This window comes from Streptomyces sp. DSM 40750 (genome assembly GCF_024612035.1).
In the GTDB taxonomy this organism is placed as follows: domain Bacteria; phylum Actinomycetota; class Actinomycetes; order Streptomycetales; family Streptomycetaceae; genus Streptomyces.
In genome coordinates this window covers 9,514,461-9,533,011 of the sequence record NZ_CP102513.1, presented here as the reverse complement: position 1 = coordinate 9,533,011, position 18,551 = coordinate 9,514,461, and the positions used below count along the sequence as shown (strand labels likewise).

Sequence of the window (18,551 nt, the reverse complement as noted above, 5' to 3'; positions counted from 1 at the left end):
AACGTTAAATTGCGTTGCCAGAAGGTGTCAAGGGGCAAGAACTCGCCATCCTCGATCCGCACCAGCGGACCAGGGCGACACCCACCGGAGAGGGGGAGCACGTGCCGGAACAGCCCGTCCGGGCCAAGCTCGTGGATGTGGCCCACGCGGCCGGGGTCTCGAAGGCCACCGTGTCCAAGGTGCTCAATGGCCGACAGGACATTTCGGTACGGCCGGAGACTCGCCGGCGCGTCCACGAGGCAGCCGAGGCGCTCGGCTACCGGCCCCACTCCGGGGCCCGGGCCCTGGCCGGCGCCAGCACACACGCGCTGGCCCTGCTGATCCCCGCCCTTGCCAACCCCACGTATGTCACCATCGCCCGCGGCGCATACCAGCGGGCCCGCGAGCTGGGCTATCTCTCCCTGCTGGCTGAGGATTTCGACGGGCAGGAAGCAGACGAGTCCTTCCACGACCTGGTACAGGAGGGCAGGGTCGACGGGCTGCTCATCGCCTCGGCCCGCCCCGGCCATCCCCTGCTGGATGCGCTGAGCCGCAGCGCGATCCCGCACGTCTTCCTCAACCGCTCGGTCGAGGGCTCCCGCCGCAACATCACCATGGACGTCGCCCGCTCCAGCGTGACCGCGCTCGACCATCTGCACGGCCTCGGCCACCGAGTGGTCGGACACATCGCGGGCCCTCCCGGGATCACCCCCAGCGAGGTCCGCAAGGAGGCGTTCCTGCGGCACGCCGACACACTGGGGCTGGACGCGGCTCCGGTCGCGTCCGGGGACTTCACCGAGGATGGCGGCGGGTCCGCGGCGCGGGCACTGCTGCGCCCCGCTGACGGCGACCGGCGGCAACCGGTCACCGCCATCTACACCAGCTCGCTCGCCCAGGCGATAGGCGCCATGGCGGCGATCAGGGACCTCGGCCTCAGGATCCCGGAGGACGTGTCCGTGGTCGGCAACGACGACCTACCCGTGGCCGCGCACCTCCATCCCCCGCTGACCACCGTCGCGATGCCCCTGCACGAGCTGGGAACCGCCGCGGTGGACGCCCTGGTGGCCACCATCGACGGCAAGCCGACGGGAGACGTCGTCGTTCCGACCGAGCCGCGGCTGATGCTGCGCGGCTCCACGGCCAGACCAGCACGACCAGGAGAAACGCCATGACCGTCGCCGCCGCACCGGCACGTTTCACCGGCCGTACGGCCCTGCTCACCGCGGCCGCCTCCGGGATCGGGGCGGCCACCGCCCGCCGGCTGGCGGCCGAGGGAGCGTCCGTCCTTGTCACCGACGTGGATGCCAAGGGCGCCCATCGCGTCGCCGAGGAGATCCACGCCGAGGGCGGGCAGGCACGAGACCTGCCGCTGGACGTCACCTCGCCGACGGAGTGGGCGGCGGCCGTCGCCGAGGCCGAGTCCTGGACGGGACACCTCGACGTTCTCCACCTCAACGCCGGTCGCAACCTGCCGGGAGCGGCACACGAACTCGACGACGCCGCCTGGCACGACCAGCTGCGGCTCTCCCTCAACTCGGTGTTCTACGGCGTCCGGGCCGCGGTGCCGCTACTCAGGACGGCCAGGGGCGCGGTGGTGATCACCTCCTCCGTCCACGCGGCCATCGGCTTCAAGGGCTTCCCGGCGTACGCGGCCGCCAAGGGCGGAATCGACGCTCTAGTGCGTCAGTTGGCCGTCGAGTACGGCGGACAGATCAGGTTCAACGCCGTCCTGCCCGGAGCCGTGGTCACCGCCCTGTGGGCCGCGGCGCCCCCGGAGTACAAGGCGCAGACCATCGCGCGCACGCCGGTCGGCAGACTCGGCGCCCCAGACGACATCGCCGCCGCCGTGGCCTTCCTCGCCTCCGAGGACGCCTCCTTCATCACAGGACAAAACCTGCTCGTGGACGGTGGCCGCAGCATCAGCTCCCAGGAGTAGGCCGCCGGGCCGCGCCTGTACCGGGCGGCAACCGCCATACCCGTCCGACACCGACCCGATCGCCGCACCCCGGCGGACAGCCCCCGCCGCACGGACGCCCGCAACCCTTCCTCGGACCCGCCCTTCCCCCTCCCCCGAGCCGGCGGCTCCCCGCGCCCGCTCCGACCACGACCGACGCACCCGCCCACCACCGGTTCGCCAGGCCGTACACAGCACAGAACACAGAACCCGGAGACCCACCCCATGAAGATCACTGGATACGAGCTCTTCCTCGTCGAACCGCGCTGGCTCTTCCTCCGCGTGGACACCGACGAGGGCATCTCCGGCTGGGGCGAGCCCATAGTCGAGGGCAAGGCCCAGACCGTCGCCCGCTGCGTCGAGGAGATGTTCGACTACCTGCTCGGCCAGGACCCGGCGCGGATCGAGGAGCACTGGCAGGTCCTCGCCAAGAGTGGCTTCTACCGCGGCGGAGTCGTCCTGAACAGCGCCCTGGCCGGCATCGACCAGGCCCTGTGGGACATCGCGGGCAAGACCCACGGCGTCCCGGTCCACCAGCTCCTCGGCGGCCACGTCCGCGACCGGGTGCGCGTCTACGGCTGGGTCGGCGGCGAAACCCCCGAGGAACTGGGCGAATCGGCGGCCGCGCAGGTCGCCAAGGGCATGACCGCGGTCAAGCTCAACCCCTGCGGCCAGCTGGAGCCCCTCGCCACGCCCGCCGCGATCAACGCCATCGTGGACGGAGTGACCGCGGTCCGCGAGGCCATCGGCCCGGACCGCGACCTGGCGCTCGACTTCCACGGCCGCTTCAGCGGGGCGATGTCCCGCCGCGTACTGCCCCTCCTGGAACCGCTCCTGCCGCTCTTCGTCGAGGAACCCGTGCTGCCGGAGTTCTCCCAGGACCTCGGCGCCGTGGTGCGCTCCACCTCCATCCCCATCGCCACCGGCGAACGGCTCTACTCCCGCTGGGACTTCCGCTCGGTGCTCTCCGACGGCATCGCCGTGGCCCAGCCCGACATCAGCCACGCCGGCGGCATCTCCGAGACCCGCCGGATCGCCGCGATGGCCGAGGCCTACGACGTCATGGTCGCCCCACACTGCCCGCTCGGCCCGATCGCCCTCGCAGCCAGCCTGCAACTCGACTTCGCGATCCCCAACTTCCTCATCCAGGAACAGGCACTGGGCATCGGCTACGGCGACAGCAGCGGACTGCTGGACTACCTCGCCGACACCACGCCCTTCACCTTCCGCGACGGCTACATCGACCGCCCGACCGCGCCCGGTCTCGGCATCACCATCGACGAGGACGCGGTCCGGGCCGCCGCCGAACGCGGCCACCGCTGGCGCAACCCGGTCTGGCGCAACACGGACGGCTCACTGGCCTCCTGGTAGCCCGGGGGGGCAGGTCCCGGCCGGACGGCCGCAGCACGCGGCCTCCGGCCCCGGCCATCCACCCGACAAGCCCCCAGGTCCCGGAGTCGTCTTCCGCGGCCAGCGTCCCGGACCAATCGAGCGGCGCCAGTGCCGCACCCACCCCCGACGAACAGACCACGGCCGCGGCTTTCGCCGCTGCAGCAGACCACCGTGCGCGCATCGCAGTCCCGCGGTCAGGTGTCGTCACCCATGACCACGACCAACCACAGCCGCTTGGGGCCGGCTTCAGCGTGGTGTTCCGTACCCGTGGATCCCCGGGATGGCGAGTTTTCCGCCTGTCTGTCCAGCCTGGTCGATGTCGGCGTCGTCCAGGCCGAGTTGGAGCTTGAGGTCGAGCTTCCCGAGCGTGTCGTAGAGCCACTCCGGAATGGTGTCCGGGGTGAGGTGCAGGCGGAGGACGGGTGGTGCGGGAAGGTTTTCGATGCTGGAGAGGGTGCCGGTCAGGCTTTCGACGTACATGGTGATCTCGTCGCCCCGGAGCGTGGAGGTGGAACCGGGCGCTCCGTCGATGTGCTGGATCTGTGGGCCGACGGGTACAGCCATCTTCAGGTCGCGGATCGTGACCGCCGCCGCGGTGAACTTGAGCACCCGTTTGGGCCCGGCGGCTGTCTCCACGGTCACCACGCCGCCGAAGACGAGGTCGTGCAGTTCGAGGCGGCTCCCCTTCATGTTCCATGCCTCGGCGGAGAATCGGCCGGCCTCGTGTTCCTCGGGGGCCTTGAGGTCGCTGATGTCGCAGGTGCGGGCAGTTCCTTGGGACGACTCCGGTCGGGGCGACGGCTCGACGGCCCGGTGGCTGGGAGCAGGTGATACGGGCGTGGTGGACAGCCGGGGCTCGGGCGGTGCTCCGGACTCTGGCCTCGAAGTTGCCGAGCTTGGTGAAGGGCTCGCGTGGAGTGAGGGGCTCGCGTCGGGTGACGGGCTTCGCTGCTCGGCGTCGTCGCGGAAGAGGAGACCGAGGATGTCCGCAAGGCTCGTTGTCGCGGAGGTCGCGCTGGGCGAGGGGGTGGGAGTGGCGGTCGGTGCTGGGGTCGGGCTCGCTCCCTCGTCGTCCGTGTGCCGCGGCGGCGTGACGGGCTCCCCGCTTGGGTGAGCGCTGGGCGTGCGGGGATCAGCGGACGGGGTGAGGCTTGCGGGAGCGTTCGTCGCAGAGGTTGAGGTGTCGTCGGGACGGGCGCAGTCGACACCGGTGGTTCCAGGCGCGCCTGACACCTCTTCGGAAACGGAGAGCGCCGCGGTGGCGCTCGTGTCGGCGGACTCCGGCAGGCGTTGACTTCCCAGGATGAGGGCGGTCGGCAGCGCGGTCAGCGCGAGTGCCCTCCCGACAGGCAGACGCAGACGCGTCAGCGCGGATGTACGGGGGATGGCGTGCCGGCCCCTCGGTGGTCGCGCGAATCGGGGGGCTGCGGCCTCGCCGCGGGTGTACGGCGACTGGTCACTCACTCCCCTGTCCTCCCGCCCGGCTGACGGCGACAGACGGCTCCTCGGCGGCGTCGGGTACGTCCTCCGGGTGCCCGTCCACCGGGCCCCACGCCAGAGCCATGAGTCCGCCCCCCGCCGCGAGCAGTGTGCCGACGAAGAATCCGCCGAAGTTGGAGATGGGAAGCGACAGCACGCCGAGGAACACCGCGACGCAGCCGGCGAAGAACCTGATGATCGGCTGGAACCAGAGGAGTCCGCCAAGGACGATCAGCGTCAGACCGATGACCAGGGACCCGGCCCCCGCAGTGGTGGACATCGCCACGGACAAGGCGCCCAGGGAAAGGTTGAAATACGGGAAGTAGATGATGGGCGCAGCGGCAAGGAGCACCAGCAGACCCGCCCAGAAGGGGCGGGTGCGCCGCCAGGCCCGGAAGTCCCGGCGAGCGCGGGCGAAGCCGCTGTCACTGTGGGGGTGCGCGGGTGCACCTGCACTCGCCATGTGGCAGCTCCCAAGTCGTGAGTGGGTGAGGGTGTCCGCGAGGACGGTGGAGCACTACCGCCCCCTGGTAGTCGCCGGCCGCTTGCGCGCACGGGAGACTAGAGGGCGGGAGCGAGGTCAGAAGCAGTCGTGGCGGCCGGCCGCGATGTTCATGTGCAGGCCCGACAGTTCGAATGTGCCCGCAGAACTGGCCCAGACCTTCTGGTGGGCATCAATGATCTCGACCGAATCCGCCTGCTGCGCATAGCCGTTGGGATCGACCTTGTCCTTCGGGTTGACCTGACCCTTGGTCATGGCACCGGTGGCGACGCCGATGTCGACGTTGGTGAAGGTGCCCTTCTTGGCCTGGAGGTCGGTCATGTCGATGTACAGGTCCTTGGCTTTGACCGGCGTACCCGATCCGCCCGCCTTCAGCGTCATCGTGTAGGTCCCGAGCACGGGGATGTCCACCGGCACGGACTGGCACATGTCGACGATCGTCGCGTTCTTGATGGACGACACGGAGACGGGCACGTGCTTGCCGTTCTTGGCGACGTCCACCGTGGCGTAGTTGCCGAATCCGGTGCCGCTCAACTTGCCTGCCGAGACCTGGAAGTCGGAACCGGAGATGCTGAACGAAGCGGCCAGTACGCCCTGGGCCATGGAGACGGCGACCGCCGCCGTGGCGGCCACCGTCGGCACCGCGCCGACGGCGAAGCGCTTCCAGTGGGTCTTGCCGATGCGCTGGGACATGGTGTGGTTCTCCGTTGTCGATGCGTACGAGACGACCGGACCCAGAACTGACTGGCCCGGGCCGGGGGAAGAACTACGGCTGGGTGTGGCCGTGGCGGTGCAGGCGGCTTCCGCGGGCGTATGTCGTCCACGCGCACGAAGAAGTGGGCACACCGAAGAAGCACTCGATAGTGTTACTACCGAGTACTCGATAGTGGCACTATCGAGCTCGGTGGGGCAACCCCCGGTAACGCGATACTGGAGGGACAGTTGAGCGTGAGGGAGCGCATGAGGATTTCAGAGCTCAGCCGACGGTCCGGGGTTCCGGTGGCGACCATCAAGTTCTACCGACGGGAAGGGCTGCTCCCCGAGGGACGCGCGCTGAACCCGACCACGGTCGAGTACGACGAGGAGCACATCCAGCGGCTCCGTCTGATCCGTTCCCTCATCCAGCTCGGCGGGCTCTCCGTCGCCCGCACCCGTGAAGTGCTCGAAGCCGTCGACCGTCCACTGGATGCGTTCGAGACTCTGGGCGTCGTCCACCACGCACTGCCCGTGCCCTCTGCGGAGACGAACGGGAAGGGCGGCGCGGACAGCCAGGACGGTCCCGGAGCGGAGAGCGCCGCCGACGAGGCTCTGCCGGGCGCGGCCGCCGCGAGGGTCGAGGCTCTCATCGAGACCATGGGCTGGCGGATCTCCGACGCGTCACCGCACCGCCCCGCACTCGCCGAAAGTCTCGCCGCGCTGAGCCGTCTCGGCACCGACTACACGGCCGACGACCTCATCCCCTACGCACAGCTCGCCACCTCCACCGCCGATTTGGACTTCGCGCAGTTCGAGGGGATCGAGGACCGCATCGCCCTCGCCGAGCGGGCGGTGGTCCTCACCGTGCTGTTCGAGCCGGTCGTCCGGCTGCTACGGCGCCTGGCCCAGGAGGACGCGAACCACCGTCGCCATGATCGCCGTGGGTGCGGGCGGGGCGAGCATCCGGAGGAGTGAGTCCCCAGCAGTACACCGCCGACACCCCCCGCTCGCGACGGCAGCGAGGGCCGAAGTGCCTCGGGTGAAGGCACTTCGGCCTCTCGGGAGGGATCAGCCCGTGGCGACGAGGACCCGCTCGTCGGTGTCCTCCGGACATGCTGTCGCTGACCGCGACCTTCGGGATCCCGTGCCCGGCTCCAACCTACCGGCGTGCTCATCCCATCAGGGAGGTACCGGCCCCCGGCGGCTTCATCCAGCCCATGCAGGGCGACGTTCAACAGCGTCGGGCTGATAGCCCGCCTTGTGGAGCCCTCGCCTCGGTCGAGGTGAGCTGTTCACGCTCGACCACGCCCGGCTTCAGCCACTGCTTGGGTGGCGGCCAGCGACGCGGTGGCCGCGGTGAGGAACGTACGTCGTTTCATGGGAGCGTCTCCTGTTGGGTCAAGTCGCTGGAGGGTGCGGCGGGTTGCCGCATCGCCTCGGCGCGTGGGGGGGGATCGGCCGGACGCTGCCGTGGCCGGTGGAGGACGCCGCCTCCAGCAGCCGCTCTCGGGGAGTCGGCTTCGCCCGTGTGGTCAGGGCGAGCCGGAGCCCACCTGGACGGCAGGTACCTCGTGCGTTCCTCCCACCCGAAGCTGTCCGCCGGGGACATCGCCTGCGGCTGCCGCCAGCTCCTGGAAGGGGAACGGGACCAAACGCTCAGTGGATCTGGTTCTGTCAGGTCTACCGGGCTGCCGGGCGGGTCTTCGCGACCATGCTGCGGTCCCCCGAGGAGACCATCGCGTGAATGGGCATGGTGGCGACGCTCATGAGCGTCGCGAGGCCCCGGCGGCCCTGCTGGCGGGCGAGCGCCGGACCCATGAGGTGCATCAGGGCGGTGAGGGCCGGCATCGGACGCCCGAAGAGCGTGATCTCCGTGATGCGTGCCTGGTCGTCGAGCCGCAGCATCTGCACCTCCTCGAACGGCTGGGAACCCACCCGCGCCCGGTAGACCAGCGCGTACGTGTCGCCCTCGCCGGTCTGGGTGTGGTAGCGGACATCCTTGACCGCCGCGAACGCCACGGTCAGGAAGTCGCGCAGCTGGTCAGATCCCTCGAAGCGGAACTGGTCGGTGAGCGGCGAGCTGAGCACGACGTCCGGGCTCAGGCACGCGACCGCGGCTTCGACGTCACCGCGTTCCTCGGCGGAGCGCCAGCGCGCGACGGTAGCGGCGGCGGAGTGCAGGGTCTCGGACACGGGTCTCTCCCGGAATCAACGGCGCGATGGGGTTTGCGGGTGGCGGATGGCCAGTGGCGGATGACGGGTGGCGGGGGGCGGGGGTCAGCCGGTGAGCTTGTTCATGCTGCGGATCTGCTTGTCCAGGACCCAGGCGGGAACGAAGCGGAGCAGGCGTGCGCGTCCGGCCATGGGGCCGGCGGCGTAGCTCAGTTTCGGCTTGGTGTCGGTCGCGGCCGTGACGATCGCCTTGGCGACCACCGCGGGGTCGTCACCGGCCTTGATCGCCTCCGTCATCAGGCGGTCGAAGACGCGCCGCTGGTCGGCGTAGGTCTGCAGGGGGCTGTCGGGCTTGGCGCTGTTGGCCTCGAACCCGGTGTTGGTGTAGGCGGGTTCGACCAGGAGCGAGCGGACGCCGTACTGCCGCACCTCGTGGTCCAGGGACTGGGAGTAGCCCTCGATCGCGTGCTTGGACGCGCCGTAGACAGCCATGTAGGGAGCGGGGATGAACCCCTGCACGGACGAGAGGTTGATGATGCGCCCGCGCCCCTGAGAGCGCATGTGCGGCAGGACCTCCCGCACCATGCGCATGACCCCGAAGACGTTGATGTCGAAGACGCCCTGGGCCTGCGCGAGGGAGGTTTCCTCGGCCGCGCCGATCGAACCGATACCGGCGTTGTTGACCAGGACATCGATCCGCCCGAACCGGTCGATCACCTCTCTGACCACGGCGGTCACCGACTTGTCACTGACCACGTCGAGGTCGAAGAACGTCACACCCCGCAGCGGGGCGACACGCGAGGTGTCGCGGCCCGTGCCGGCCACCTCGAAACCCGCCGCGACCAGCGCGAGCGCCGTCTCCCTGCCGATACCGGAGGACGCACCCGTCACCAGGGCCACCGGCCGATTCGTCGTCATCATGCACTCCCGAACTCATCTGGGAAACCGATCGGTTTCCTTTCGCCTCACTGTAAACCGATCGGTTTCCGATCCGCAAGCTCAAGCAACGAACCGATCCCCGCCCGCGCCACCGGCCGCCTGCAGGTTGAGCTGACCGGCGCCCGCCAACATGGCGGCATGGGCTGGGTGAGCAGGCAGGAGAGACGCGGGAGCCTCATCCCCGCGCTGCGATCGCCGAGTTCGCGCTCACCGGCCACTACGGCACCTCCACCCAGACGATTGCCAAGCGTGTCGGTGTCCCGCAGCCGTACCTCTTCCGACTCTTCCGGGCGAGAAGGCGATCGTCGCCACCGCCTTGACGCGGAACACGGAAAGCGCCCGTCTGGCGTTCGAGAGCGTGACCAAAGGGATGAGGGGCACGAGCGGGCCTCCCCGCGCCATGTGCAGCCCAATGGCGATCGGTTACACGCGGCCGATCTCGGCACACCCCGAAACGCTCAGATGCAGATGCAGGGATACGCCGTCCCGGCAGCCACCAGGCAGTAAAAGCCCTCGGCGGCGTCCGGTGAGACGGACAGGAGCCCGATGTCGTCGACCGTGATCACTGGCGGTGCGCAGTACTCGATTCCGCCGAGTGCTCCACCGCGCAAATGCGGACAGCGGCTGCGGTCGAGAGACGCAGGCACTTAGCGGGCCTGGACGGGGCGCCGGGTTCCACTGCCCGGGACGGTGGAAGATTGCTGGTCAGCCGAGGGTGGGCAGCAGCGCGAGTCGTTCGAGGGCGGTGGTGATCTCGCCGGTCCAGGGCCAGTGCCGGTGAGGCGGAGAATCCTGCGCCGGCCGGTGGTGACGCGCTGGGCGGCCGCGGAGAACAGGCGGAATCGCAGGCGGCGGGGTTCCCAGCGTCGGGCCTTGCCCGTGAGGGCAGCATGGGCATCCAGGCCAGCAGGTCGAGGGCGATCTGGACGATCTCCAGCCAGACCTTGTTTTGGGCTGCTGTGTGGCGGGGCAGGTGGCGCAGGCCGGTGGTCCGGGCGGCCCGGATCCGGTCCTCGGCCCGGGCCCGCAGCCGGTGACGGAGCTCCAACTCGGCGATCGGCCGGTCAGGGGTGTTGGTCGCGAAGCACGTGATCCGCATGGCGTCCGCGTCCGTGATCCTCAACTGGGCGCCAGGACGGGGCCGTTCCTTTCGGACGATCAGTCGCATGCCCTTGAGCCGGCCGTCCACGAGCTTGCCATCGTCCTCGCCTGGCGAGCCTTCTGGTTCCACTCCTTGGAGGGGCGGTCCACCAAGACCGCCCCTGACACGCCATCAGCCAACTGCACTCCGGGAGACGCCTCCTGACCAGGCCAGATAGCGAGACGCTCCTGGAGTGCCAACTGGATCGCCGAGCCTCCAATGGAGTCCGCGCCTGCCAGAGGCGTCCTTCGCCGGCCGACGACTCGTCAGCTGGCTCATCCGGCTCCGTAGCGATGCGGGTTCTAAGGCTTGAGCACCGCCAGTACATCGTCGAGCGAAACGTCGGCGGGGTCACTCATATCGAGACCATCGAACGTCTGCCAGATATAGGACGCCGCCCCGCTCTCCCGCAGCGGATGCAAGTCGGCCAAGTCCGGGTCGTCCCGGAAGGTGTTGAACGCCTCTTCGGACTCCCATTCAACGAGAAACAGAACCTGCCGTGGCGCGAGGTCGCCGGCTACGTTGTCCCGGAAACGGCCAAACGCCACCATTCGACCGCCATATTGCGGAGCTACTTCGGGCAAACGGCTGAAATACGCAAGGTACTTCTCCACGTCGGTCACGTCAAACATATTCAGGGCATAGAACTTCTTCTTCTGCGAATTCCCACTCATTGCCAATACTCTTTCCGATATCAGGAAACTGGTGTTCGCCGCTCCAGGCGGGCGCTGGGTACCGGCAGCAGGACGCCGGCATTGTTGATGGTGATGTTGACGTCGGTCGCGATTTGCGCCATCTCGGAGACTGACAGCCCGCCGCAGCCATCACCGACGACGCTCCGCCGACAAACCTGCTGGATAGATCACGAAACCGCACTGGAGTACCAGGCGGTTTCCCTGCGGCGTCGCACGGGGAAGCCATCCGCACTCCTCAGTAATGCGGGTTCGGGACTCGCCCACCTCCGCGACGGGAAACCGATCGGTTCCCTCATCGTAAACCGATCGGTTTTCGCCCGCAAGTCCTAGCGGAGGGACGGCGTCGTGTGTGCCCCGATGTCCGCGCAGACTGGCGGCTCGTGGCTGGTTCGCGGTTGGACACTCCGGCGGCGCCCGGCCGTTCTGCCGCCTTCCTGCCCTGGTTACCTGTCGCAACCCCCGGGGAACCGCTTCGGCGCCGCCTTGGCCTTGCGTGCGGAAACCAACTGGTTGACGGTCGCCAAGTTTGCGGACGTGGTGGGCTTGGAGCCCAGCCCGGCGCATGCCATACCTCGACAGCGGAGGAGCCAGAGACCTGCCGCTCATGCACGACGACATCACCAGCAACGCACTTCGAAGTCGTGAACAGCCCTCGCGTCTCCTTCCTGCGACAAGAACCCCAGACAGGGGCGAGCCCACCCGTTCACGGCAGCCCTCGCCACCTCAACTCGTCCCACCCCGCTCCCAGCGATGCGCAAACCGGACGGCAAGGCCCTGACCAGCCCTTTCGCAGAGACACTTCCGCCTGACAGAAGCCGCCTTGCGCGGCAACCACCGCCGTCAGGAACCTGTTCCCAACCACGGCACGCGGGGCGACGACGCCCCGCCGACAGGGACGGGAACCCCATGCCTCACATGACCGCCTTCGCCAGGAACCAGTGGTACGTCGCCGCCTACGCCGAAGAGGTCGGGCGGGATCTTCTCGGCCGGACGATCCTGGGCGAGCCGCTCGTCTTCTACCGGACGGAGGAGGAGGGGACGCCGGTCGCGCTGCACGACCGGTGTGTGCACCGCCGGTACCCGCTGTCCGAGAGCGGGCTCGACGGGGACCGGATCGTGTGCGGGTACCACGGCTTCACGTACGACACGACGGGCGCGTGCGTGTACGTGCCGGGGCAGAAGCGGATCCCGCGGACGGCGCGGGTCGCCTCGTACCCGGTGGTCGAGCAGGACTCGCTGATCTGGGTCTGGATAGGCGACCCGGCGCTCGCCGACCCGCAGAGCATCCCGCGCGCCAAGCACCTGGCCACCCCCGGCTGGGTCACCGTGCGCGGCATGGAACCGATCGACGCCGACTACGGACTCCTCGTCGACAACCTCCTCGACCTCTCGCACGAGACGTATCTGCACGGCGGCTACATCGGCACCCCCGAAGTCGCCGAGACGCCGATCACCACCGAGGTGGACGAGGGCGCGGGCATCGTGCGGGTGAGCCGGCACATGGACGACGCGGAGTGCCCGCCGTTCTACGCCCGGTCGACCGGCATCGACGGGCGGATCACGCGCTGGCAGGACATCGAGTACTTCGCCCCGTGCCTGTACCTGCTGCACAGCCGGATCGCCCCCGTGGGCGTGCTGCCCGAGGCGGACGGCAGCGACCCGAACGGCTTCCACACCGAGATCACGTACGCGATCACGCCATCGTCGGACGGCAAGGTGTACGACTTCTGGATGGTCTCGCGGGACTGGGCGACCGAGGACGACGAGGTCACCGAGTTCCTCAAGGGCAACAACCACACGGTCGTCATGCAGGACGTCGACGCGCTGAACCTGCTGCAGGAGACGCTGGGCACCGAGCGGACCGGCTACCAGGAACTGAGCATCAACATCGACACGGGTGGTCTGGCCGCCCGCCGCATCCTCGCCCGGCTGGTCGAGCAGGGCGAGAAGCCGGTGGAGAAGGTCCAGTGAGCACTCCGCCCACCTTCCAGACCGGAGAGGTCTACCGCATCGACTGGCTGCCGGGCACGGACATCCTGCACGGCACCTGTCACTGCGGGCGCGAGCACACCGCGCAGGACCCCATCGAGATGTGGGAGTGGATGCTCGCCCACCCCCAAGGACACGAGCCGCAAGGAAACAGCGCATGACCTCGTCCCCATCGCTTTCGCCTTCAGCGGTGTACGAAGCCGAACTCGTCGTCGACCGCCGGGAGTTCGCGGCCGACGGCGTGCTCGCCCTCACCCTGCGGCATCCGCTGGGCGAGGACCTCCCGGCCTGGGAGCCGGGGGCGCACATCGATGTGCTGCTCGGGCCGGAGCTGGAGCGGCAGTACTCCCTGTGCGGTGACCCGGCGAACCGCACAGCGTGGCGGATCGGCGTTCTGCGGGAGCCCGACGGGCGCGGCGGATCGGCGTACGTGCACACGGAGTTGGCCGAGGGCGACAAGGTCCGTGTGCGCGGGCCGCGCAACAACTTCGCGCTGGAGCCGGCGCCCCGCTACCGGTTCGTGGCCGGCGGCATCGGCATCACGCCCATCCTGCCGATGCTGGCCGTGGCGGAGGCGGCGGGCGCGGAGTGGTCCCTGCTGTACGGCGGGCGCAGCCGTGAATCCATGGCGTTCCAGGCGGAGTTGGGCGCGTACGGGGACAGGGTCACGGTCGCGCCGCAGGACGAGTCCGGGCTGCTCGATCTGGGCTCGGTCCTCGACGGCCTCCCGGAGGACACCCTCGTCTACTGCTGCGGTCCCGGGCCGCTGCTGGACGCGGTCGAGGAGCGGTGCCCCGGGCGGGCGCTCAGGGTCGAGCGGTTCCGGCCGAAGGAGCAGGAGACCGGCCCGGACAGCGAGTTCGAGGTCGTCCTGGAGCGGACGGGCAAGACGGTCACCGTTCCCGTCGGGGTCTCCGTGCTCGACACCGTGCGGGCCGCCGGGGTGGAGGTCCTCTTCTCCTGCGCCGAGGGCACCTGCGGGACCTGTGAGACGGACGTCCTGGAGGGCACCCCGGACCACCGGGACTCGGTGCTGAGCGACGAGGAGCGCGAGGCCGGGGAGACCATGCTCATCTGTGTGTCCCGGTGCCAGGGGTCACGGCTGGTCCTCGACCTGTAGCGGCGCCGGGGGCCACGGATCGCGCCCGGCCCGTGGCCGTGCCGGCCACGCACAGGTCGGCCTCGATCCGGGCGACCGTGGCCAGCAGCTGGGGCAGCAGATCGCGGCGTACCGACTCCACGGAGTTGCGGCCGGCGTGCACCGGGATGTTCACGCCGGCCACCACCTCACCGTCCCGGTCCCGGACCGGGACGGCGACCGATCTGAGCCCCTCCTCCAACTCCTGGTCCACGACGGCGTATCCCTGCCGCCGTACGCGGCGCAGCTCCGCCCTGAGCCGGTCGGCGGAGACGAGGGTGCGCCGGGTGAGCGGCCCGAGGTCGGCACGGGCGAGCCGGGCGTCGATCTCCTCGTCCGGCAGATGCGCGAGGATCACCCGGCCGACCGAGGTGACATGGGCCGGGAAGCGGGTGCCCACGGTGATCGTCGCCGTCATGATGCGGCACGCGCTGACCCTCGCCAGGTACACGATGTCGTCGCCGTCCAGGACGCACAGCGAGGACGACTCCCCGACCTGCGCGACCAGCCGCTCCAGATGCGGCCCGGCGAGGTCGGAGAGCGTGAAGCCCGACAGATACGCGTAGCCGAGTTCGAGGACGCGCGGGGTCAGCCGGAACAGCCGGCCGTCGGTGTGGACGTACCCGAGGTCGACGAGGGTGAGCAGAAAGCGTCTTGCGGCCGCCCGGGTCAGCTCGCAGGTCCGGGCGACCTCGCTCAGCGTCAGCGCGGGATGCTCGGCGTCGAAGGCCCGGATGACCGCGAGGCCCCGCTCGAAGGACCGGACGAAGTGCGGTTCGCGGGCTCCGCCGAACCGGGCTCGATCTGCCATCGTCGCCTCCAGGAAGACGCACGGAGACGCCCGGCATGTGCGCTCCGTACGCACGATGGTGCGCTCCGTACGCACAGTGGTGCGCTCTGCGCACGCTAGGAGCACACTTCTACAACTGTCAACGACCTTGCAGGGCTGGGCCATTGACCCGCAACCGGCAGCGTTCTACCTTCCCGCTGAGAACGTCTGTGCGGTCTGCGCACAGCCTGTCGACAAGCGGTCCCATCAGGGGGAGTCATGCGTCGTCTGCTCATCGGTCTCGCGGCCGGCACCTTGTTCGTCGCCGCGACGGCCTGCGGTTCGTCCGGCTCCTCCGGCTCCGACGGAGGGGAGGCATCCGGCGGCATCACCACACTCAAGATCGGCGTCATCCCCATCATCGATGTCGCCCCCGTGTATCTGGGTCAGAAGAAAGGCTTCTACAGCAAGCGCGGGCTCAAACTGGAGCCCACGCTCGCCCAGGGCGGGGCGGCGATCCTGCCCGCCGTCGTCTCCGGCCAGTTCGACTTCGGCTTCAGCAATATGACGTCCCTGCTGGTCGCCCAGTCCAAGAGCATGCCGGTCCAGGCGGTGGTGAACGGTGTCGCGTCCACCGGCAAGGCGGGCGCCGACTTCGCGGCGATCGCCGTGCCGAAGGGCAGCCCCCTGAAGTCCGCCAAGGACCTGGAGGGCAAGAAGGTCGCGGTCAACACCCTCGGCAACATCTGCGACACCTCGGTCAACGAGTCGGTCCGCAAGGACGGCGGCGACCCGTCCAAGGCCGAGTACGTGGAGATGCCGTTCGACCAGATGCCGGCCGCTCTCTCCAAGGGCCAGGTCGACGCGGCCTGTGTCGTGGAACCCGCGCTCGCCACCATCAAGTCCCAGGGCGGCACCGCGCTCGCGTCGAACTTCGTCGACGTGTCGCCGGACCTCACCGTGGCCATGTACTTCACCTCCACGCAATACGCCCAGAAGAACCCGGAGTTGGTGAAGAAGTTCCAGGAGGCCACCGCCGAGTCCCTGGCGTACGCCGACGAACACCCGGACGAGGTCCGCCAGATCATCACCACGTACACGAAGATCCCGGACAGTCTGCTGGAGACGGTCACCCTGCCCCGCTGGCCCGCCGAGCCGGACCGTGCCTCCATCGAGCGGCTGGCCGAACTGGGCCAGCAGGACGGGCTGTTCGAGAAGGCCCCGGACCTGGACAAGCTGCTGCCGTGAGGGGTGCCAACGCCGTCCTCGGCGCGGCCGGGCTCGCGGGATTCCTCGCCCTGTGGGAGGCGGTCCCGCGCCTCGGCCTCGTCGAGGACGACTTCTTCCCGCCGATCAGCCGGGTCGCCGACGCCCTCGCCACCGAACTGGCCGACGGGGCCTTCTGGACGGCGCTGGGAGACACGCTCACCGGCTGGGCCGTAGGGCTGCTGATCGCCGTAACCGCCGGGATCCTGACGGGAGTCGTCATCGCCGTCGTGCCGTATCTGCGCGAGGCGACGGCCTCCACGATCGAGTTCCTGCGCCCGATCCCGTCCGTCGCGCTGATCCCGCTCGCGGTCCTCCTGTACGGCACCGAACTGCGCTCCGTGCTGCTGCTGGTGGTGTACGCGTCGTTCTGGCAGATCCTGATCCAGACGCTGTACGGCGTCCAGGACGTCGACCCGGTCGCCGAGGAGACCGCCCGTTCCTACGGTCTGGGCACCTGGGCGCGGGTCCGGCACGTCCTGTGGCCCACCGCCCTGCCGTACGTCATGACAGGCGTCCGGCTGGCCGCCGCCGTCGCCCTCATCCTCGCCGTGACGGCCGAACTCGTCATCGGGGCACCGGGGCTGGGCCAGCGCATCGCGGTCGCCCAGACCTCGCAGGCCGTGCCGGAGATGTACGCGCTGGTGGTGGTCACCGGGCTGCTGGGGCTGCTCATCAACGTGGGCGCCCGGACGGTGGAGCGGCGGGCGCTGGCCTGGCACCAGTCGGTGCGCGGGGAGGTGGCGGTGTGAGACTCGTGCTGCTCAGGCTGCTGTTCGTCGTCGCCCTGCCGCTGGTCCTGGTCACCGTCTGGTGGCTCGCGTCGGACGACAGCACCGATGTGTACTGGCCGCCCCTGCGCACGATCCTCACCACCTTCCCGGACGTCTGGACGGCCGAGCGGCTGCGCGCCGACGTCCTGCCCAGCCTGCTGCGCCTGTCCGCCGGCTACGCCCTGGCGGCCGTGGCCGGCGTCGCGCTCGGCACGGTCATCGGGTCCTACCGGCGGGTGCGGGCGGTCTGCGAGCCGGTGCTGGAGTTCCTGCGGGCGGTGCCGCCGCCGGTCCTCGTCCCGGTCATCATGCTGTTCGCGGGCATCGGCGACACGATGAAGATCGCCGTCATCGCGAGCGGCTGCGTGTGGCCGATCCTGCTCAACACGGCCGAGGGCGTCCGCGCGGTGGACTCCGTGATGTCGGAGACGGCCCGGTCGTACGGCATCACGGGCGTGGCCCGGCTGCGGAACGTCGTGCTGCGCTCGGCGAGCCCGCAGATCTTCGCGGGTCTGCGCCAGGCGCTGTCCATCGGCATCATCCTCATGGTCATCAGCGAGATGACCGCCTCCAGCAACGGGCTGGGCTACACCATCGTCCAGTTCCAGCGCCGCTTCGCGATCCCCGACATGTGGACCGGCATCCTCGTCCTCGGCCTGCTCGGGTTCGCGCTGTCCGTCGTCTTCCGGCTGGTCGAGCGGCGGGTGCTCGGCTGGTACCACGGTCTGCGCACGTCCTCCCGGCGGTCGTAATGAAACTTGAGAAGGGGCAGCAGGCGATGACCGCTTTGCTCGATGTGTCGGGCCTCAAGAAGGTCTACGAGGGTTCCGGGCGCCGGGTGGAGGCGGTGCGGGACCTCACCTTCACCGTCGACGCGGGCGAACTCGTCTGTCTGGTGGGCCCGTCGGGCTGCGGCAAGACGACCCTGCTGAAGTGCGTGGCCGGACTGCTGAACCCGACGGCCGGTGAAGTCCTCCTGGGAGGACGGCCGGTGAGCGGGCCGCCGCCGGGCATGGCGGTCGTCTTCCAGGAGTACGGACGCAGCCTTTTCCCCTGGATGCGGGTCCGCGACAACGTCGAACTCCCGCTCAAGCAGAAGCGGTTGAGCAAGGCCCGGCGGAGCGAGCTGGTCGGTGACGCGCTCGCCTCGGTCGGCCTCTCCGACGCGGCCGGCGCCTACCCCTGGCAGCTGTCCGGCGGTATGCAGCAGCGGGTCGCCATCGCCCGGGCACTCGCGTACGAACCTGAAGTCCTGCTGATGGACGAGCCGTTCGCCGCGGTCGACGCCCAGACCCGTGCCGACCTGGAGGACCTCGTCCGGGGCCTGTGGCGGGAGCGGGGCATCACGATCCTCTTCGTCACCCACGACATCGACGAGGCCGTCTACCTCGGCGAGCGCGTCCTGATCCTCTCCGCCTCCCCCACCGTCGTTCAGGAACAGCTCAAGATCGACCTCCCCGCCGAACGCGACCAGCTGCACACCCGGGTGGCACCGCGCTTCGCGGAGCTGCGGACGCATGTGTACGAGCAGATCCAGGCGGCGAAGCGGGGTGTGCCCGTGGACAGACCGGGCGTGCCCCTCGACAAGCGGGATCTGTGAGACGAAACCGTGCGCATTGTCCTCCGGCGCCGTCGGCGACCTGAACGCCGGCGGCGCCGGAGGGGGC

The 18,551-nt window shown here is 69.6% G+C and carries 19 protein-coding genes and 1 pseudogene; 12 read left to right on the top strand and 8 right to left on the bottom strand.

Annotation, left to right across the window (positions count from 1 at the left end; all coding sequences use genetic code 11):
• Positions 1–101: 101 nt before the first annotated feature.
• The 3 genes from JIX55_RS41740 to dgoD all read left to right on the top strand — a co-directional run bounded on the left by JIX55_RS41740 (position 102) and on the right by dgoD (position 3,304).
• Positions 102–1,151 carry a LacI family DNA-binding transcriptional regulator gene (locus tag JIX55_RS41740; protein ID WP_257568401.1) on the top strand — a complete coding sequence of 350 codons (1,050 nt, stop codon included), beginning with the start codon at positions 102–104 and terminating at the stop codon, positions 1,149–1,151.
• Positions 1,148–1,915 carry an SDR family NAD(P)-dependent oxidoreductase gene (locus JIX55_RS41735; protein WP_257568400.1) on the top strand — a complete coding sequence of 256 codons (768 nt, stop codon included), beginning with the start codon at positions 1,148–1,150 and terminating at the stop codon, positions 1,913–1,915. The genes JIX55_RS41740 and JIX55_RS41735 overlap by 4 nt, the downstream gene beginning before the upstream one ends.
• Before the next feature lie 243 nt (positions 1,916–2,158).
• The gene (gene dgoD, locus JIX55_RS41730) at positions 2,159–3,304 is read left to right on the top strand and encodes a galactonate dehydratase (RefSeq protein WP_257568399.1); all 1,146 of its coding nucleotides are present in this window, start codon (positions 2,159–2,161) and stop codon (positions 3,302–3,304) included.
• A 267-nt stretch (positions 3,305–3,571) separates the two neighbouring features.
• Here the strand turns inward: dgoD and JIX55_RS41725 are convergent, their stop codons facing one another.
• The 3 genes from JIX55_RS41725 to JIX55_RS41715 all read right to left on the bottom strand — a co-directional run bounded on the left by JIX55_RS41725 (position 3,572) and on the right by JIX55_RS41715 (position 5,999).
• On the bottom strand, positions 3,572–4,015 hold the full coding sequence (locus JIX55_RS41725) for a hypothetical protein (protein WP_257568398.1): 444 nt from the start codon (positions 4,013–4,015) through the stop codon (positions 3,572–3,574).
• A gap of 766 nt (positions 4,016–4,781) precedes the next feature.
• The gene (locus JIX55_RS41720) at positions 4,782–5,267 is read right to left on the bottom strand and encodes a DUF6114 domain-containing protein (protein WP_257568397.1); all 486 of its coding nucleotides are present in this window, start codon (positions 5,265–5,267) and stop codon (positions 4,782–4,784) included.
• Positions 5,268–5,384: 117 nt separating this feature from the next.
• A complete protein-coding gene (locus JIX55_RS41715) occupies positions 5,385–5,999 on the bottom strand; it encodes a DUF6230 family protein (protein ID WP_257568396.1) in 615 nt (204 codons plus the stop codon).
• 267 nt (positions 6,000–6,266) lie between these two features.
• Here JIX55_RS41715 and JIX55_RS41710 point away from each other — a divergent pair, with 267 nt between their 5' ends.
• Positions 6,267–6,977, top strand: coding sequence for a MerR family transcriptional regulator (locus tag JIX55_RS41710; RefSeq protein WP_257568395.1), 711 nt, complete (start codon positions 6,267–6,269; stop codon positions 6,975–6,977).
• Between the two features lie 705 nt (positions 6,978–7,682).
• On the opposite strand, the gene JIX55_RS41705 is transcribed toward JIX55_RS41710, so the two are convergent.
• Both JIX55_RS41705 and JIX55_RS41700 read right to left on the bottom strand, forming a co-directional pair.
• Positions 7,683–8,195 (bottom strand): nuclear transport factor 2 family protein, encoded by a 513-nt coding sequence (locus JIX55_RS41705; RefSeq protein ID WP_257568394.1) that lies wholly within the window; start codon positions 8,193–8,195, stop codon positions 7,683–7,685.
• 84 nt (positions 8,196–8,279) lie between these two features.
• Positions 8,280–9,092, bottom strand: a complete 813-nt coding sequence (locus JIX55_RS41700; protein ID WP_257569666.1) for an oxidoreductase — start codon at positions 9,090–9,092, stop codon at positions 8,280–8,282.
• 164 nt (positions 9,093–9,256) lie between these two features.
• Between JIX55_RS41700 and JIX55_RS51650 the strand changes: the two genes are divergently transcribed.
• Positions 9,257–9,433: a TetR family transcriptional regulator gene (locus JIX55_RS51650; RefSeq protein ID WP_443046749.1), complete on the top strand. Its 177-nt coding sequence runs from the start codon at positions 9,257–9,259 to the stop codon at positions 9,431–9,433.
• A gap of 385 nt (positions 9,434–9,818) precedes the next feature.
• Here JIX55_RS51650 and JIX55_RS41695 read toward each other — a convergent pair.
• Positions 9,819–10,311, bottom strand: a pseudogene (locus JIX55_RS41695) (transposase); the annotation flags it as partial.
• A 245-nt stretch (positions 10,312–10,556) separates the two neighbouring features.
• On the bottom strand, positions 10,557–10,928 hold the full coding sequence (locus JIX55_RS41690; RefSeq protein ID WP_257568393.1) for a DUF1330 domain-containing protein: 372 nt from the start codon (positions 10,926–10,928) through the stop codon (positions 10,557–10,559).
• Positions 10,929–11,855: 927 nt separating this feature from the next.
• On the opposite strand from JIX55_RS41690, the gene JIX55_RS41685 reads away from it, so the two are divergent.
• Genes JIX55_RS41685 through JIX55_RS41675 form a run of 3 tightly spaced genes read left to right on the top strand, consistent with a single transcriptional unit; the run spans position 11,856 to position 14,058 of the window.
• On the top strand, positions 11,856–12,920 hold the full coding sequence (locus JIX55_RS41685) for an aromatic ring-hydroxylating dioxygenase subunit alpha (RefSeq protein WP_257568392.1): 1,065 nt from the start codon (positions 11,856–11,858) through the stop codon (positions 12,918–12,920).
• Positions 12,917–13,099, top strand: coding sequence for a hypothetical protein (locus tag JIX55_RS41680; protein ID WP_257568391.1), 183 nt, complete (start codon positions 12,917–12,919; stop codon positions 13,097–13,099). The genes JIX55_RS41685 and JIX55_RS41680 overlap by 4 nt, the downstream gene beginning before the upstream one ends.
• Positions 13,096–14,058: a PDR/VanB family oxidoreductase gene (locus JIX55_RS41675; protein ID WP_257568390.1), complete on the top strand. Its 963-nt coding sequence runs from the start codon at positions 13,096–13,098 to the stop codon at positions 14,056–14,058. Before JIX55_RS41680 ends, JIX55_RS41675 begins: the two co-directional genes overlap by 4 nt.
• Here the strand turns inward: JIX55_RS41675 and JIX55_RS41670 are convergent.
• A complete protein-coding gene (locus JIX55_RS41670; protein WP_257568389.1) occupies positions 14,009–14,887 on the bottom strand; it encodes an IclR family transcriptional regulator domain-containing protein in 879 nt (292 codons plus the stop codon). The genes JIX55_RS41675 and JIX55_RS41670 overlap by 50 nt on opposite strands.
• Before the next feature lie 237 nt (positions 14,888–15,124).
• On the opposite strand from JIX55_RS41670, the gene JIX55_RS41665 reads away from it, so the two are divergent.
• The 4 genes from JIX55_RS41665 to JIX55_RS41650 are packed head-to-tail and all read left to right on the top strand — an operon-like array spanning position 15,125 to position 18,484.
• The gene (locus JIX55_RS41665) at positions 15,125–16,093 is read left to right on the top strand and encodes an ABC transporter substrate-binding protein (RefSeq protein ID WP_257568388.1); all 969 of its coding nucleotides are present in this window, start codon (positions 15,125–15,127) and stop codon (positions 16,091–16,093) included.
• Entirely contained in the window at positions 16,090–16,863 is a 774-nt protein-coding gene (locus JIX55_RS41660; protein WP_257568387.1) for an ABC transporter permease, read from the top strand. The genes JIX55_RS41665 and JIX55_RS41660 overlap by 4 nt, the downstream gene beginning before the upstream one ends.
• Positions 16,860–17,636, top strand: coding sequence for an ABC transporter permease (locus JIX55_RS41655; RefSeq protein ID WP_257568386.1), 777 nt, complete (start codon positions 16,860–16,862; stop codon positions 17,634–17,636). The genes JIX55_RS41660 and JIX55_RS41655 overlap by 4 nt, the downstream gene beginning before the upstream one ends.
• 26 nt (positions 17,637–17,662) lie before the next feature.
• Entirely contained in the window at positions 17,663–18,484 is an 822-nt protein-coding gene (locus tag JIX55_RS41650) for an ABC transporter ATP-binding protein (protein WP_257568385.1), read from the top strand.
• Positions 18,485–18,551: the final 67 nt, after the last annotated feature.